The sequence below is a fragment of the Actinomadura madurae genome, assembly GCF_047130825.1.
Lineage (GTDB): Bacteria > Actinomycetota > Actinomycetes > Streptosporangiales > Streptosporangiaceae > Spirillospora > Spirillospora madurae.
The window spans coordinates 9,863,689-9,879,803 of sequence record NZ_CP083237.1; the positions used below are offsets into that span (position 1 = coordinate 9,863,689).

Annotated in this window: 13 protein-coding genes; 8 read left to right on the forward strand and 5 right to left on the reverse strand. The window is 72.4% G+C overall.

The window, feature by feature from the left end:
- Positions 1 to 12: 12 nt before the first annotated feature.
- The 3 genes from K8Z49_RS46235 to K8Z49_RS46245 all read left to right on the forward strand — a co-directional run bounded on the left by K8Z49_RS46235 (position 13) and on the right by K8Z49_RS46245 (position 2,834).
- Entirely contained in the window at positions 13 to 309 is a 297-nt protein-coding gene (locus tag K8Z49_RS46235; protein ID WP_021598409.1) for a YggT family protein, read from the forward strand.
- A 57-nt stretch (positions 310 to 366) separates the two neighbouring features.
- Positions 367 to 1,287, forward strand: coding sequence for a DivIVA domain-containing protein (locus K8Z49_RS46240; RefSeq protein WP_412517064.1), 921 nt, complete (start codon positions 367 to 369; stop codon positions 1,285 to 1,287).
- Between the two features lie 152 nt (positions 1,288 to 1,439).
- Positions 1,440 to 2,834 carry a hypothetical protein gene (locus K8Z49_RS46245; RefSeq protein ID WP_412517065.1) on the forward strand — a complete coding sequence of 465 codons (1,395 nt, stop codon included), beginning with the start codon at positions 1,440 to 1,442 and terminating at the stop codon, positions 2,832 to 2,834.
- 66 nt (positions 2,835 to 2,900) lie between these two features.
- Here the strand turns inward: K8Z49_RS46245 and K8Z49_RS46250 are convergent, their stop codons facing one another.
- Positions 2,901 to 3,680, reverse strand: a complete 780-nt coding sequence (locus tag K8Z49_RS46250) for a DUF1707 domain-containing protein (RefSeq protein ID WP_412517066.1) — start codon at positions 3,678 to 3,680, stop codon at positions 2,901 to 2,903.
- A gap of 105 nt (positions 3,681 to 3,785) precedes the next feature.
- Positions 3,786 to 6,959, reverse strand: a complete 3,174-nt coding sequence (ileS, locus tag K8Z49_RS46255; RefSeq protein WP_024935564.1) for an isoleucine--tRNA ligase — start codon at positions 6,957 to 6,959, stop codon at positions 3,786 to 3,788.
- Between the two features lie 737 nt (positions 6,960 to 7,696).
- On the opposite strand from ileS, the gene K8Z49_RS46260 reads away from it, so the two are divergent.
- From K8Z49_RS46260 to K8Z49_RS46270, 3 genes are all read left to right on the forward strand, one after another.
- Entirely contained in the window at positions 7,697 to 8,113 is a 417-nt protein-coding gene (locus K8Z49_RS46260; protein WP_412521297.1) for a TraR/DksA family transcriptional regulator, read from the forward strand.
- 68 nt (positions 8,114 to 8,181) lie between these two features.
- A complete protein-coding gene (gene lspA, locus K8Z49_RS46265) occupies positions 8,182 to 8,832 on the forward strand; it encodes a signal peptidase II (RefSeq protein WP_412517067.1) in 651 nt (216 codons plus the stop codon).
- On the forward strand, positions 8,832 to 9,764 hold the full coding sequence (locus tag K8Z49_RS46270; protein ID WP_021596163.1) for an RluA family pseudouridine synthase: 933 nt from the start codon (positions 8,832 to 8,834) through the stop codon (positions 9,762 to 9,764). The genes lspA and K8Z49_RS46270 overlap by 1 nt, the downstream gene beginning before the upstream one ends.
- A gap of 6 nt (positions 9,765 to 9,770) precedes the next feature.
- Here K8Z49_RS46270 and K8Z49_RS46275 read toward each other — a convergent pair whose 3' ends face one another.
- Positions 9,771 to 10,097 carry a chorismate mutase gene (locus K8Z49_RS46275; protein WP_021596164.1) on the reverse strand — a complete coding sequence of 109 codons (327 nt, stop codon included), beginning with the start codon at positions 10,095 to 10,097 and terminating at the stop codon, positions 9,771 to 9,773.
- 445 nt (positions 10,098 to 10,542) lie between these two features.
- On the opposite strand from K8Z49_RS46275, the gene dnaE reads away from it, so the two are divergent.
- On the forward strand, positions 10,543 to 14,097 hold the full coding sequence (dnaE, locus tag K8Z49_RS46280; protein WP_412517068.1) for a DNA polymerase III subunit alpha: 3,555 nt from the start codon (positions 10,543 to 10,545) through the stop codon (positions 14,095 to 14,097).
- A 197-nt stretch (positions 14,098 to 14,294) separates the two neighbouring features.
- Here the strand turns inward: dnaE and K8Z49_RS46285 are convergent, their stop codons facing one another.
- Positions 14,295 to 14,990: a DUF6882 domain-containing protein gene (locus tag K8Z49_RS46285; RefSeq protein WP_021596166.1), complete on the reverse strand. Its 696-nt coding sequence runs from the start codon at positions 14,988 to 14,990 to the stop codon at positions 14,295 to 14,297.
- Between the two features lie 128 nt (positions 14,991 to 15,118).
- Between K8Z49_RS46285 and K8Z49_RS46290 the strand changes: the two genes are divergently transcribed.
- Complete coding sequence (locus tag K8Z49_RS46290; RefSeq protein WP_235206446.1) at positions 15,119 to 15,721, forward strand: hypothetical protein; 603 nt, start codon at positions 15,119 to 15,121, stop codon at positions 15,719 to 15,721.
- On the opposite strand, the gene ybaK is transcribed toward K8Z49_RS46290, so the two are convergent.
- Positions 15,605 to 16,102, reverse strand: coding sequence for a Cys-tRNA(Pro) deacylase (ybaK, locus tag K8Z49_RS46295; RefSeq protein ID WP_021596168.1), 498 nt, complete (start codon positions 16,100 to 16,102; stop codon positions 15,605 to 15,607). The two genes, K8Z49_RS46290 and ybaK, sit on opposite strands and share 117 nt — an antisense overlap.
- Positions 16,103 to 16,115: the final 13 nt, after the last annotated feature.

Sequence of the window (16,115 nt, forward strand, 5' to 3'; positions counted from 1 at the left end):
GCGAGAGTATCCGTGAACATCGTTGGATCCGTCCTGCAGGGCATCCTGTACCTGTTCCTCCTGTTCCTGATCGGGAGGCTGGTCCTGGAGGTCCTGCAGTCCTTTGCCCGGCAATGGAAGCCGACCGGGGTGGTGCTGGTGATAGCCGAGGCGACCTACACGGTCACCGATCCGCCGCTGAAGCTGCTCAGGCGTTTCATCCCGCCCATCCGGCTGGGTAACGTTGCACTCGACCTCAGCTTCACCGTCCTCATCCTTGTGGTCTGGGTCTTGATCATCTTCGTCGGCTCCATATTCGGCGGAGGCTAGGTCGATCGGATACCGTCCTTCGGGGACAGACTCCAAGCGCGCCAAGGAGACGAGAACATGCCGCTGACACCCGCCGACGTGCGGAACAAGCAGTTCAGTACCACCAGGCTGAGGCCGGGGTACGACGAGGAGGAGGTGGACGCCTTCCTCGACGAGGTCGAGGCGGAGCTTGACCGCCTCATCCAGGAGAACGAGGAGCTGCGGGCCAAGCTGGCCGAATGCCTGCGCGGCAAGGTTCCCGCCATGGCCGCTCCCATCGTGGAGCCGAAGCCGGACGTCCAGAAGATCCCCGAGCCGCCGCGCCCCGAGCCGCAGCCGCAGCCCGAGCCGGAGCCCGCGCTCGGCGGCCTCGGCATGGCCGCCGCGCCCACCGGCGAGGACAACATGGACACCGCGGCCCGCGTGCTCGCGCTGGCCCAGCAGACCGCCGACCAGGCGATCGCCGACGCCCGCCGGGAGGCCGACGAGACGCTCGGCCGCGCCCGCCGGGAGGCCGAGGAGATCCTCGGCAAGGCCCGCCGGCAGGCCGACCAGATCGTCAGCGAGGCCCGCTCCCGCGCCGAGGCCCTCGACCGCGACGCCCAGGAGCGGCACCGCCAGGTCATGGGCTCGCTCGTGCAGCAGCGCGAGGAGCTGGAGCGCGAGGTCGACAACCTGCGCGCGTTCGAGCGCGAGTACCGCAGCAGGCTGAAGGTGTACCTGGAAGGCCAGCTGCGCGATCTGGAGGCGGGCAGCACCGAGACGGGCGCGTTCGCCGCCGTCCCGGGCGCCGCGCCCTCGCAGGCCCAGCAGACCGCTCCCCAGCCCGGCCCGCAGACGGGGCCGCAGGGCCAGCTGCAGCATGCCGACACCCGCAACGGCGGCCCGGCCCCGGCACCGGGCACGTTCCCGTCGCCCGAGCACGCCCAGCAGGTCCAGCACTCGGCGACCGGCGCGTTCCACGCGGGCGGCGACAACCCGCCGCACGACAGGCGCTGATCCGGCCGCCACAGGCGATAGTGTCGTCCTGATCGCCGCGCCGGGGATGGCGGCTCCGCCGTCCCCGCGGCGCCGGACGGCCATCCTGTGCGCCGGCCGCCGGGCCTCGCGCGGCCCGAGGCCGAGCGGTCCGAACGAGTGGGAGAGACCCTGTGATCATCCTGAGTGGCGTTCTCGTGGTGGTGGCGATCGCCCTGCTGGTAGCGGGAATCGTCGCCGGCAACGGAGACAGCGCCCAGGTCTTCGGCCTGGACGCGCTGGTGGTCATCTACATCTCGATCGCCGTCAGCATCGTCTCCGCGCTCTGCCTGGCCATCGGGGTGTTCCTGCGGCGCAAGGAGCTGTTCGGCCCGGGGGTCCCGGTCGCGCCCGCCCGTACGACCAAGAAGGCCAAGAAGGACAAGCGCAAGAAGAGCACGCCGCCCGCGCCCGCCAAGGCCGCCCCGAGCGCCCTGGAGGCGGCGGCCCCGCCGGCGGAGCCCGCCGACGACGAGGTGGAGGTCCCCGCCCCGCCCGCGGACGTGCCGGACGACGCCCTGGTGTTCGTCGTCCGCGGCCGCAAGCGCTACCACCTCGACACCTGCCGGCAGCTCGCCGGCCGGGAGACCGAGGAGCTCACCTACGCCGAGGCCCGGGAAGAGGGCTTCAGCTCCTGCACCGCCTGCATGCCCGACACCGCACTGGCGGCGCGCGCCGCGGCGTCGGCACCCGCGTCCTCCGACGCGGGCAGGGCGGCGGCCACCGGCCCCGGTGCGGAGCGCTCCGAGGGCGGTCTGGCGGGCATCGCCAGGCCGGCGCCCTCGGCCCTGTCCTTCGACAAGCCGGGGTCCTTCGACCAGCCCGGCTCTTACGACAGGCCCGGCTCCCTCGACAAGCCCGGGTCGTCGGACAGGACGGCCGAGATCCCGCGGCCGGACGAGTCCGAGCCGGACGCGCCGGCGCCCCGCCCGGCGGGGCCCACCCTCACCGACATCCCCGTCGCGGGCGTCGTCGGCTCCGCGGGGGAGGCGCCCACGGCCGCGGAGAGCCCCGAACCCGCCGCGGAGGACTCCGGGGACCGGCCCACCTGGGAACGGACCGCTGAGACCGAATCCGCCCCGCCGGACGTCACCGTCGACCTGGGCCCCGCGCCGTTCGGCGCCGAGCCGCTCGGTGAGCCGCTCGGTGCAGAGCCTCTCAGTGCTGAGCCGCTCGACGCCCCCGCCGCCCCGCGCCCTCGCGACGCCGACGACGAGGACCCCCTGGACACCGGCCGCGAGCCCGCCTCGCCGGTCTCGGACCGGGACACCGCGGCGGACGAGGACGAGCCCGCCACCGCGCACGATCCTGAGCCGTCCGCGTCCGGCGAGCCCGAGCCCGAGGGCGAGGGCCCGCAGGTCCGCATCCTGAGCGGCACCAAGCGCTACCACCGCGTCGACTGCGCCCTGATCGAGGACATCGGCGACGAGGCCGACGACCTGGAGTCGCTGTCCCGCGCGGAGGCCAAGTCCCGGGGCTGCACGCCCTGCCTGGTCTGCCAGCCCGACCGCGAGCACGCCCGCGACTGACCGCGACGACCGTGACCGACCGCGCGAACCCCGGGCGGCGGGCGGCGTCCCGGGCCGGTTCCGGGGTCAGCGGCCGTGGCGCCGCTCGTGGCGGAGCTCGCGGAGCCGGTCGCGGCGGTCGTCTCGCCGCTCCTCGTGCATCTCGGTGTGCAGCCGCCGCATCTCCTCGTGGTGCAGCCGGTGCGCCTCGCGCCGCCGGGAGCGGCGCCCGCCCTTCTCGCCCACCGCGCGGCGGGTGACGGTGACCCCGCCGAACAGCAGCATGCCGGTCAGCCGGATGACGGGTGCGTCCGGGTCGGTGGTGTCGTCCTCCGGCAGGTCGTTGCCGCCGAAGATCGCCACGTTGGACCCGACGACCCGGACGCCGGGCGGCACGATCATGGTGACCCCGCCGAAGACGCAGGTGACGTTGACCGTCACCTCGCCCTGGCTGAGGACGGCCTGCCGGAAGTCCAGGTCGGCGCCGCCGAACACGCAGGACACGTTGGTGGTCGGCTCGACCAGCCAGCGGCCCTTCCGCTCCACCCCGGAGAAGATCGCCACGAGGTTCGGCGACTGCGACGGGGGCGGGGCGGCCGGCCGCGGCTCCTTGCGCAGGTCGACGCGCGGCCCGGGGGCCTGCTCACCCGGCAGATCGCTGAGGACGGGCTCCAGCTCGGCGTACGTCTTGGCGTTGTAGACGGCGTCGATGCGCTCGGCGTGCTCCTCCGGCGTGATGCGCCCCTCGGCGAGCGCCTCGCGCAGGCGGTCGGCGACCTGGTCGCGGTCGGCGTCCGACGCGCGCATGCCGGCGGGCGACGGCCGCGCCGGTGGTTCGGGCCCGGAGGGCTGCTCGGGAAGGTTCACGGGACCATCATCGCAAACGCGATGTGTCGCGATGAACCCCATCGCGGAAAGTTCTCCGCCGCGGCCGGGCCCGGACGGTTCCGGGCCCGGCCGGGGCGGCGGGCCTCACGCCTTGCGGAGGTAGTAGGTGAGGCCGAGCTCCTCGTCGCGCGCGGCCGTGAGGCCTTCGGGGCGGCCCTCGGCCACCGTGGTCGCGAGCACCTCGGCGGCGACCTCCGCGGTGTGGGCGCGCAGGGCCTCGGCGAGGTCGGTGCCGGTGGCCTCCCACCACAGGTCGATGCGGTCGGTCACCTCCAGCCCGGCGGCCTTGCGGCCCTCCTGGACGAGCCGGACGGCCTCCCGCACCAGGCCCGCGCGGCGCAGCTCGGGCGTGACGGTGAGGTCGAGCGCGACGGTCTCGCCGGCGGCGCTCTCCACGGCCCAGCCGCTGCGCGGCCGCTCGGTGACGATCACGTCGTCCGGGGAGAGCGGCACCGTGCCGAGCCCGTCGGCCTCGACCTCGGCGGAGCCGGCGCGCAGCGCGTGCACGAGGGCCGCCGGGTCGGCGGAGGTGATCGCCTTGGCCACCTTCGGGGTGTCCTTGGCGTACCGCTTGCCGAGCTCGCGGAAGTTCGGCTTGACCTCGTACTCGACCAGGTCGCCGCCGATCGACGACAGCTCCTCGAAGCCGAGCACGTTCAGCTCCTCGGAGATCTGGGCGCGCAGCTGCCCGGGCAGCGCCGCCCACCCTGCGGCGCCGACGAGAGCGCGGCCGAGCGGCTGGCGGGTCCGGACCCCGCTCGCCGCGCGGGCGGAGCGGCCCAGCTCGACCAGGCGCCGGACGAGCGCCATCTGCGCGGTCAGCTCCTCGTCCAGCAGCGTCTCGTCCACGGCCGGCCAGTCGGCGAGGTGCACCGACTCGGGGCCGTCCTCGGTGCGGATCACATCCCAGACGTGGTCGGTGATGAACGGGACGATCGGCGCCATGAGGCGGGTGAGCGTCTCCAGGCACTCGTAGAGCGTCGCGAACGCGGCCGAGCCGTCGGGCGTCTCCGGGCCCTCCCAGAAGCGCCGGCGGGAGCGGCGGACGTACCAGTTGGACAGGTCGTCGACGAACTGGGAGAGGCGCCGGCCGGCGCGGGCGGTGTCGAACTCCTCCAGGGCGCCGTCGACCTCGCGGACGGTGCGGTGCAGTTCGGCGAGCGCCCAGCGGTCCAGGAGCGGGCGGTCGGCGGGGGCGGGCGCCTCGGACCGCCGGTCCGGCGTCCACGCGCGGCCCTGCGCCTCGGCCGCGTTCGCGTACAGGACGAAGAACGACGCGGTGTTCCAGTAGGTGAGCAGGACCTTCCGGACGATCTCCTCCAGGGCGCCGTGCCCGACGCGGCGGGACGCCCAGGGCAGCCCGCTCGCGGCCATGAACCAGCGCACCGCGTCGGCGCCGTGCTGGTCCATCAGCGGGATGGGCCGCAGGACGTTCCCGAGGTGCTTGCTCATCTTGCGGCCGTCCTCGGCGAGGATCAGGCCGAGGCACACGACGTTCTCGTAGGACGACTGGTCGAACACCAGCGTCCCCACGGCCATGAGGGAGTAGAACCATCCGCGGGTCTGGTCCTGGGCCTCGCAGATGTACTGGGCCGGGTAGGAGTCCTCGAACACCTCGTTGTTGCGGTAGGGGGCGCCCCACTGCGCGAACGGCATCGACCCGGAGTCGTACCAGGCGTCGATGACGTCGGGCACGCGGCGCGCCTCCGTCCCGCAGCGCGGGCAGGGGAACGCCACGTCGTCGACATAGGGGCGGTGCGGGTCGAGCGCGGACAGGTCGCGCCCTGCCAGCTCGCCCAGCTCCTTCAACGACCCCACACAGGTGATGTGGTCCTCGTCGTCGCCGCAGACCCACAGGGGGAGGGGCGTGCCCCAGTAGCGGCTCCTGGACAGCGACCAGTCGACGTTGTTGCGCAGCCACTCCCCGTACCGGCCGTGCTTGACGGTCTCGGGGTACCAGTTGGTCTTCTCGTTCTCCTCCAGCAGCCGGTCCTTGATCTGCGTGGTCCGGATGTACCAGGCGGGCAGCGCGTAGTAGAGGAGCGGCGTGTGGCAGCGCCAGCAGTGCGGGTAGCTGTGGTCGAAGTGGCCGCCGCGGAACAGCAGTCCGCGCGCGCGCAGGTCTTCGGTGAGCGGTTCGTCGGCGTCCTTGAAGAACTTGTTGCCGACCAGGGGCACCTCCCGCAGGAAGCGCCCATCCGGCCCGATCGGGTTGACGATCGGCATCCCGTAGTTCTTGCAGACGGTCATGTCGTCGCCGCCGAAGGCGGGCGCCTGGTGGACGAGCCCGGTGCCGTCCTCCACCGTGACGTAGTCGCCCAGGACGACGTAGTGCGAGTCCGGGATGTCGACCAGCTCGAACGGCCGCCGGTACGTGGTCCGCTCAAGGTCGGTGCCCTGGAACGTGGCCAGCCGCTCGGCGCCCTCGCCGAGCACCTGGTCGAGGAGGGGCTCGGCCACGACGAGCACCTCGTCGGACCCCCGTGGGCGGGCGGCGACATAGGTGACGTCCGGGTGGACGGCCACGGCGGTGTTGGACACCAGCGTCCACGGGGTCGTGGTCCAGATGAGCAGCGCGGCGCCCATCTCGGCCAGCGGGCCGGACGTGGCGGGCATCCGCACGTACACCGACGGGCTGGTGACCGTCTCGTACCCGCCGGGCTGGCCCAGCTCGTGGTCGGACAGGCCCGTCCCGCAGCGCGGGCAGTAGGGGGTGATGCGGAAGTCGCGGAACAGCAGGCCCTTGCCGAACACCTGCTTGAGGGACCACCAGACGGACTCGACGTACTCGGGGTCCATCGTGCGGTAGGCCTCGTCGGTGTTGACCCAGTAGCCCATGCGCTCGGTCATCTCTTCGAACGCGTCGACGTGGCGCAGGACCGACTCGCGGCAGCGGGCGTTGAACTCCGCGACGCCGTACTCCTCGATGTCCTTCTTGCCGGTGAGGCCGAGCTCCTTCTCCACGGCGACCTCGACGGGCAGCCCGTGGCAGTCCCAGCCGGCCTTGCGCGGGACGTGGCGGCCCTTCATGGTCTTGAAGCGCGGGAAGACGTCCTTGAACACGCGGGCCTCGACGTGGTGGACGCCCGGCATGCCGTTGGCGGTCGGCGGCCCCTCGTAGAACACCCACGGGGCACCGGACGCGGTGCGCTCCAGCGACCGCTCGAAAACCTTGTTCTCCTGCCAGCGGCGCAGCATGTCCCGCTCCAGGGCGGGCAGATCGACCTGCGCGGGCAGTGGCCGAAAGGCTCGGCTCACGATGGCGGACCTCCGGATCGACGTGGGCACGTTGACCGGAGGGACGAGGCGCGTGCCCGGACTCGGTCCGGGCGGCCCCGCGGTACCACCCTCCTTGGCCGCCCCGGTTCCGGCGCGGCCCGCTTCGTTCCAGTCTCGGCCACCGGGTCTACTGGGCCCCGCGGACGGGCGTCCGGGGCGGTTCTTCCGGCGGCTCCGGGGTGATCAGACCGCCGGGCTCGCCCCCGGGCTCGCACCGTCCCCGGGTCGCTCATGGCTGCGTGCGGCGGCAGGTGTCCCCATCAGCGCCTGCCATACGACTGCTCGTCCAGACTCTAACGCACCCCGGCGCGCCGCTCTTCCCGTTTTCCGCCGCGGCGCCCACGGTTCCTTTGCGATCTCGTGCGCAGGGCCGGGGTTTTCCCGCGATCGGCGACCGGGCATAAGCGGTCGGTAACACGGCCCAGGTTGTTTACCGTGCCCGAGAGAGGGGACCTATGCTGCCCGCACTGCCCGTCGAGGCGACCACCGCGAGGGAGGCCGACATGGCCGGCGCGAGGAGGGGCACGCCGCCCGCCGCGAGCAAGACCCGGGGCACGGCACGGCCGTCCCAGAGCAGGACGGCGGGCGCGAAGGCGCCCGCGGCCAAGAGCCCGGCGGCGAAGGGGCCCGCGACCAAGGGCGGTGCCGCGAAGCCTGGGCGGCCGGGCGGGCGCGCGGCGCCCGCGCGGGACCGGGACCCAAGGGACCGGGACGCGCTGGACGAGGCGGCGCCGAAGGCGACGGCCGCGGAGCTGCCGGTCCGCGAGGGCGAGCACCGGTGGACGGGGGGCGAGCTCGCCGAGGTGCGGGCCGGGCTGGAGGAGCAGATCGAGACGCTGCGCGCCGAGATCGCGGCGTCCGCGAGCCAGATCGCCGAGGGCGACACCAGCGACGGCGCGGGCGACGACCAGGCGGACGCGGGCGCCAAGACCTACGAGCGGGAGCACGAGCTCGCGCTGTCCTACAATTCACAGGACCTGCTCGCCCAGATCGAGCGCGCCGTCCAGCGGATGAACGCGGGCACGTACGGGATCTGCGAGTCCTGCGCCAAACCGATCGGTAAGGCGCGACTCCAGGTCTTCCCGCGTGCGACCCTATGTGTGACATGCAAACAACGCGAGGAACGTCGCTGAGCGACTCAACGAACCCAGAGCGCGAGGCCGGGGGGACCACGGGGTCTCCTCGGCCGCGCCGCGTCGGCGTGCTGGTCGCCGTGGCCGTGGCCGCGCTCGCCGCCGACATCGCATCCAAGATCATCGTGGTGGCGACGCTGCAGGACCGGGAGCCGGTCCGGCTGCTCGGCGGCCTGCTGACGCTGCGCGAGACCCGCAACAGCGGCGCCGCGTTCTCGATCGGCACCGGCTACACCATCGTGTTCACGCTGATCGCCTGCGGCGTGGTGGTGGCGATCCTGCGCACCGCCCGCAACCTGCGCAGCGTCCCGTGGGCGGTCTGCCTCGGCCTGCTGCTCGGCGGCGCGGTCGGCAACCTCCTCGACCGGCTGCTGCGCTCCCCGGCCCCGCTGAAGGGGCACGTCGTCGACTGGATCCAGCTGCCGCACTGGCCGGTGTTCAACCTGGCCGACTCGGCGATCGTCTGCGGCGGCGTGCTGGCCGTCCTGCTGGCGGCGCGCGGGCTGCAGGTGGACGGGACGCGCCTTCCCGGCAAGGACGAGGCCGGCGACTCCGGCGAGAGCGGCGCCCCCGAGGCGCCCGCGGCCGAGGCCGGCCCCGAAGCGCGCGAGCCCGAGGCGCGCGAGCCCGAGGCGCCCGAGCCCGCCGGGCCGAAGCCCGAGGCCGGGGACTCTGCCGGGGACGGGGCCGGGGTGAAGGCCCCGGAAGAGAAGTCCTGATGGCGGATGTGCGCGGCCTTCCCGTGCCGGACGGCCTGGAGGGCGAGCGGATCGACGCCGCGCTGGCCCGCCTCTTCGGCGTGTCGCGGGGCAGCGCCGCCGACATCATCGCCGCGGGCGACGTCCTGCTGGACGGCGCGCAGGTGGCCACGAAGTCGGAGCGCCTGCACGCGGGCGCCTGGCTGGAGGTCACCCTCCCGCCGCCGCCCGCCCCGCCCGCGCCGGTCGCCGAGCCCGTCCCCGGGATGGGCGTGCTGTACGAGGACGACGACATCGTCGTGGTGAGCAAGCCGGTCGGCGTCGCCGCCCACCCGACGACCGGCTGGACGGGCCCGACCGTCCTCGGCGGGCTGCTCGGGGCCGGGCACACGATCGCCACGAGCGGCGCGTCCGAGCGGCAGGGCATCGTGCACCGGCTGGACGCCAACACGACCGGCGCGATGGTCGTGGCGAAGAGCGAGGTCGCGTACTCGCGGCTCAAGCGCGCGTTCAAGGAGCGCCGGATCGACAAGCGGTACCGGGCGCTCGTCCAGGGGCATCCCGACCCGTTCCGCGGGACGGTCGACGCGCCCATCGACCGGCATCCCTCCGGTGACGGCCGGTTCGCGGTCGTGGCGGGCGGCAAGCCGTCCGTCACCCACTACGACACCGTCGAGGCGTTCCGGGCGGCGACGCTGCTCGACATCGACCTGGAGACGGGGCGCACCCACCAGATCCGCGTGCACATGTCCGCGATCAGGCATCCGTGCGCGGGGGACATGGCGTACGGCGCCGACCCGACCCTGGCGGAGCGGCTCGGGCTCAGGAGGCAGTGGCTGCACGCCGTCCGGCTGGGGTTCGAGCACCCCACCAAGGGCGAGTGGGTGGAGTTCGAGAGCCCGTACCCGGACGACCTGGCCCGCGCGCTGGAGATCGTCGAAGCGGAGTCCTGAGCGGGGTCATCCGCGCGTCTCGGCGGCGTCCAGGCCCGCCTCGATGATCGCGTTCACGATGGGGGCGAGCCGGCCGGCGCCGAGGGACGGCGCGCGCTCCGCCATGGCCTCGACGATCCGCCGCTCCCGGCCGGGGTCGCGGCCGGCGAAGCCGCCGACCGGCTTGAGCCGCTGGACGACGGCGGCCACCGCGGCGCGGTGCTCCAGCAGGGTGGCGAGCGCCGCGTCGAGATCGTCGATCGCCGCGCGGGCCGCGCCGAGCGTCGTGATGGCCTCGGCGGACGGCAGCGCCACGCGCAGCTCGCCGGCGGATTCGAGGACCTCGTCGTGCATCTCGGATTCCCTTCGTGCGGCGGCGGCAGCGCCAGGGGATCCGTGCCCGGGGCCGCGCCTGATCAGCGAGAACGCGGAGCACGCGCGGTGCTCCGCCTGGGGCCGGCTCCGGGGTCGTCGCTCAGGTCGCGGCGGCGGGCGGCTCGCCCGGAGCCGGCCGCGTAAACCTGGGATGGCGACGTTCCACGGGCGACATCGTAGGCCGGAGCGCCCGGCCGCCGCCACATCGCGGACGGATCGTCCCGCCTGTCGAGACGGTCGGCGGGCGTCGCGGGCAATGGGCGCGTCGGGGGCGCGAGTGACGGAAGAAGCGGGTTAGGCTCTCAGCACCGCGTCGTCCCGGCACCGCGCCCGGGCCGGCGACCTTCCCCCGGTACCGAGATGCCGACACGTGCGAGCCACGCACGTGGGCGGTCGCATGCGACGAGCAGGAGGCGCAGCACGCATGGCCGACTCTTTCGTTCACCTGCACGTTCATACCGAGTACTCCATGCTCGACGGAGCCGCCCGGTTGAAGCAGATGTTCGAGGAGGTCGGGCGGCAGAAGATGCCGGCGATCGCCATGACCGACCACGGCAACATGCACGGCGCCTACGACTTCCACAGGCAGGCGACGGCGGCCGGGGTCACCCCCATCATCGGGATCGAGGCCTACCTGGCGCCCGAGTCCCGCTACCACAAGAAGAAGGTTCAGTGGGGTGAGCCGAGCCAGAAGCGCGACGACGTCTCCGGCGGCGGGCTGATCAACCACAAGACGCTGTGGGCGCGGAACAGGACCGGCCTGCACAACCTGTTCAAGCTGTCCAGCCGCGCCTACACCGAGGGCTTCGTCTTCAAGTACGCGCGCATGGACGAGGAGCTCCTCGCCGAGCACGCCGAGGGCGTGATGGCCACCACGGGCTGCCCGTCCGGCAAGGTGCAGACCCGCCTGCGGCTCGGCCAGTTCGACGAGGCGCTGAAGGCCGCCGCCGCGTTCCAGGACATCTTCGGCAAGGAGAACTACTTCCTGGAGCTGATGGACCACGGGCTGGAGATCGAGCGCCGCGTCCGCGACGGGCTCATCGAGATCAGCAGGAAGCTGAACATCCCCCCGGTCGTCACCAACGACTCGCACTACACGCACGAGTCCGAGGCGACCGCGCACGACGCGCTCCTGTGCGTCCAGGTGGGCAAGCAGCTCGCCGACCCCGACCGCTTCCGGTTCGACGGGTCCGGCTACTACCTGAAGACCGCCGACGAGATGCGCGGCATCGACTCGTCCGACATCTGGCTGGAGGGGTGCAGGAACACCCTGCTCATCGCCGAGAAGGTCGACCCGGGGGGGATGTTCGAGTACCGCGACCTCAGCCCCCGCTTCCCCGTCCCCGAGGGCGAGACGGAGGAGAGCTGGTTCCGCAAGGAGGTCTGGAAGGGCCTGGAGCGCCGCTTCCCCGACGGCCTTCCGGACGGCTACAAGGAGCAGGCCGAGTACGAGATGGGCGTCATCCTCGGCAAGGGGTACCCGTCCTACTTCCTCGTCGTCGCCGACTTCATCATGTGGGCCAAGGAGAACGGCATCCTGGTCGGCCCCGGCCGCGGCAGCGCCGCCGGCTCCCTGATCGCCTACGCGATGGGCATCACCGACCTCGACCCGATCCCGCACGGGCTGATCTTCGAGCGGTTCCTGAACCCCGAGCGCGCGTCCATGCCCGACATCGACATCGACTTCCCTGAAGACCGGCGGGCCGAGGTCATCAAGTACACGACCGAGAAGTGGGGCGCCGACAAGGTCTCGTTCATCGCCACGTTCGGCACCATCAAGGCGAAGGCCGCCATCAAGGACGCCGGCCGCGTCCTCGGCTTCCCCTACGCCCTCGGCGACCGGATCTCCAAGGCGTTCCCGCCCGCCGTGATGGGCAAGGACATCCCGCTGTCGGGCATCTTCGACGACAAGCACCCGCGCTACGGCGAGGCCGGCGAGCTGCGCAAGCTGTACGAGGAAGAGACCGACGTCAAGCAGATCATGGACCTGGCGCAGGGCCTGGAGGGCCTGATCCGCCAGACCGGCGTGCACGCCGCCGGGATCATCATGTCCGGCGAGACGATCACCGACCACGTCCCGATCATGCGCCGGGACGCCGACGGCGCCATCATCACGCAGTTCGACTACCCGACCTGCGAGACGCTCGGCCTGCTGAAGATGGACTTCCTGGGCCTGCGGAACCTGACGATCATCGACGACGCGCTCAAGGGCATCGAGAAGAACAAGGGCGTCAATGTCGACCTGCTCGCGCTTCCCCTGGACGACAAGAAGACCTACGACCTGCTCGCCCGCGGCGACACCCTCGGGGTGTTCCAGTTCGACGGCGGCCCGATGCGGTCCCTGCTCCGGCTGATGAAGCCGGACAACTTCGAGGACATCTCCGCCGTCGGCGCCCTCTACCGGCCCGGCCCGATGGGCGCGAACTCCCACACCAACTACGCGCTCCGCAAGAACGGGCAGCAGGAGATCACCCCGATCCATCCGGAGCTGGAGGAGCCCCTCAAGGAGATCCTCGACACCACCTACGGCCTGATCGTCTACCAGGAGCAGGTCATGGCGATCGCGCAGAAGGTGGCGGGCTACACGCTCGGCAAAGCGGACCTGCTGCGCCGCGTCATGGGCAAGAAGAAGAAGGCCGAGCTGGACGCCCAGTACGTCGGCTTCGAGAAGGGCATGCTCGACAACGGCTTCTCCAAGGAGGCCGTCAAGACGCTGTGGGACATCCTCGTCCCGTTCTCCGACTACGCGTTCAACAAGGCGCACTCGGCCGCGTACGGCCTGGTGTCCTACTGGACGGCCTACCTGAAGGCGAACTACCCGGCCGAGTACATGGCGGGCCTGCTCACGTCCGTCGGCGACGACAAGGACAAGAGCGCCCTGTACCTGTCGGAGTGCCGCCGGATGGGCCTGAAGGTGCTGCCGCCGGACGTCAACACGTCCGAGGCCGACTTCACCCCGCTCGGCGACACCGAGATCCGCTTCGGGCTGTCGGCCGTCCGCAACGTCGGCCACAACGTGGTCGACGGGATCGTCGCGGCCCGCAGGGAGAAGGGCGCCTACACCGACTTCAACGACTTCCTGAACAAGGTCCCGCCGCAGGTCTGCAACAAGCGGGTCGTGGAGTCGCTCATCAAGGCGGGCGCGTTCGACGAGCTCGGCCACCAGCGCAAGGCGCTGCTGATGGTGCACGAGCAGGCCATCGACTCCGTCATCGACATCAAGCGCAAGGAGGCCGTCGGGCAGGACTCCCTCTTCGGCGCCCTGGAGGACGAGGGCGGCGAGGACGCGTTCGCCGTCGCGATCCCCGAGGGCGAGGAGTGGGACAAGACCACCCTGCTCGCCTTCGAGCGGGAGATGCTCGGCCTGTACGTGTCGGACCACCCGCTCCTCGGCGTCGAGCACATCCTGGAACGCGAGGCCGACTGCACCATCGCCGTGCTGAACGAGGGCGAGCGCCCCGACGGCCAGGTCGTGGTCATCGCGGGCCTGCTGTCCGGGCTGCAGCGCAAGGTCACCAAGCAGGGCAACTCCTGGGCCATGTTCCAGCTGGAGGACCTCGGCGGCTCCATCGAGGTGCTGTGCTTCCCCTCGTCCTATCAGCTGTGCTCCACGCTGCTCGCCGAGGACGCGATCCTGATCGTCAAGGGCCGGCTGGACCGCCGCGAGGACGTCGCGAAGATCATCGCGATGGAGGTCACCCAGCCGGACCTGACCATCACCGACGCGACCGGCCCGTTCTCGGTCACGCTGCCCCTCGGCCGCTGCACGCCCCCCACGGTGTCGCGGCTCAAGGAGGTGCTGGTCACCCACCCGGGCACCGCCGAGGTCCACCTGCACGTCCAGAACGGCCCGCGCACCACGGTCGTCCGCCTGGACGACAAGCTCCGCGTGGCGCCGTCCCCGGCCCTGATGGGCGACCTCAAACAGCTACTCGGCCCGTCGTGTTTGATGGCGGTTCCCTCCTCCTTCGGGCCTTGACGGCCCTCCATCGTCGGGAACCGCGCGCGATCGCTGCATCGCTCCGGCTCGCCTTGCGGCTCGCTGCGCGATCAGGTTCTCGCGAGCTCGAACCTGCCTTCGGACGCGATCGCAGGCGTGGAGGTCGTCGCGTGGTTGCGGCGTCGGCCGGTGTCGTCGCCCCTGGAGCCGGACGGTGCCGGGCGCCTCGGTGAAAACTAAGAAACCGCAATAAGCGCGGCTTTCCAGTCGACGAAGCGGCCCAGGCCGTCGAAGCGGGCCTGGGCGGTGCCGCCGCCGGGGAGGGCGACCTCGGTGAGGAGGTCGGTCTGGTGGTAGGGGACGCGGTGGTGGGAGAGCAGGCCGGCGAGGGTGAGGCGCGGCTCGTGGGGGAACAAGGCGGTCGCGTTCGTGAGCAGGCGGGGGAGGGGGACGGGGTCCCACTGGGCGGGGGGCGCCTGCGGGTCGTCGACGTGCAGGTAGGCGGAGCCGCCGTCGTAGCCGGCGCCGATGTAGCCGCCGCCGCCGAGGACGCCGCCGGCGGCCATGGCGATCAGCTCGCCGCCGTGCCCGGCCGGGCCCTCGTACCAGGACAGGTCGACCTCGGGGGTGGTGAACTCGGTGATGCCGAGCCGCTCGCCGATCGTCCGGATCACCAGGGTGGGGGTGACCGCGGGGTGGGCGTCGCCGAACTGCGGGTTGGCCCATCCCCACAGCCAGGTGCGCTCGCGCGCCGCGTAGCTGCCGAGCAGGGAGACCCGCACGGTGACGCCGCCGCTGGTATACGTGCGGGCGGTCAGGTCGGCGCTCCAGTCCTCGCGCGGCAGGAACTCGGCGAGCGTCTCCTGCTGCTGCAGGACGACGGCCGCCAGCGCGGCGCCGAGGCGTTCGAACGCGGGACTGAATCCGGACATGTCGGGCACATTATCCCAGTAATCGGGGCGGTCGTGGGCGGGAATCGGACACCCTTCGAGAGTCGATCGGCTGACCTGGGCAGGCTAGGCTTTCGCTGTCAGAGGACTTCCACCTAGGAGCGTACGAGGTGCGGCGACCGACCGGGAGGCTCTTGACGATCTGGGCGGTCACCAGCGCCGCCGTCGCGCTGCTGGGGCCGCTCGCGGGACTGCTGTGGGCGGCCACCGCCCCCGAGGTGTCGTATGTGGTCGTGCAGGGTGAGGCACTTCTGGCCGAGCCGGAAAGCCAGGGGCCGATCGGCATCGACGCCCGGTTCGCGCTGATCGCGCTCGCCGCCGGGGTGCTGTGCGGCGTCGTCGCCTACCTGGCGGGCGGGCGCGGCAACGACGTCGCGCTGCTGCTCGGGCTGGCCGCCGGGGGCGCCGCCGCGGCCGTCCTCGCCTGGCGGACCGGCCACCTGATCGGGCTCGGCCACTTCCAGGACGCCGTCCGGCACGGGCGCGACGGCACGACCGTCGAGGGCGTCGCCGACCTGCGCGCCAAGGGCCTGCTCGTGTTCTGGGCGCTGCCCGCGGTCGCGACGTACGGGCTGCTGGAGATGGTCGTCCGGCGGCTACCCGCGGGCGATGACCGCGACGCGGGCGCCGGTGAGGCGGACGAGGTCGGCGGGGACGAGCTCGATCTGGAGTCCGCGCCGGCCGGCCGAGACGTAGACGGTCCCGAGCGCTGACACCGACGCGTCGACCACGGTCGGCAGCCGCCGGCGCTGGCCGAGCGGGCTGATCCCGCCGACCACGTACCCGGTGGCGCGCTCGGCGTCCCGGGGGTCGGCCATCCGGGCCTTCTTGCCGCCCGCCGCCGCGGCGAGCGCCTTCAGGTCCAGGCTTGCGGACACGGGGACGACGCCGACCGTCAGGTTCCCGTCGACCTCCGCCAGCAGCGTCTTGAAGATCTGGTCGTGCGGGATGCCGAGGGCGTCGGCGGCGGCCTCCCCGTAGGACGCGGCGTCCGCGTCCACCTCGTAGGTGTGCAGCGTGTACTCGATCCCGGCCTTCGCCGCGGCGACGGTCGCCGGGGTCCCCTTGCCGCCCTTGGCCTTGGCAGTGCTCATGGGGAGAGTCTGC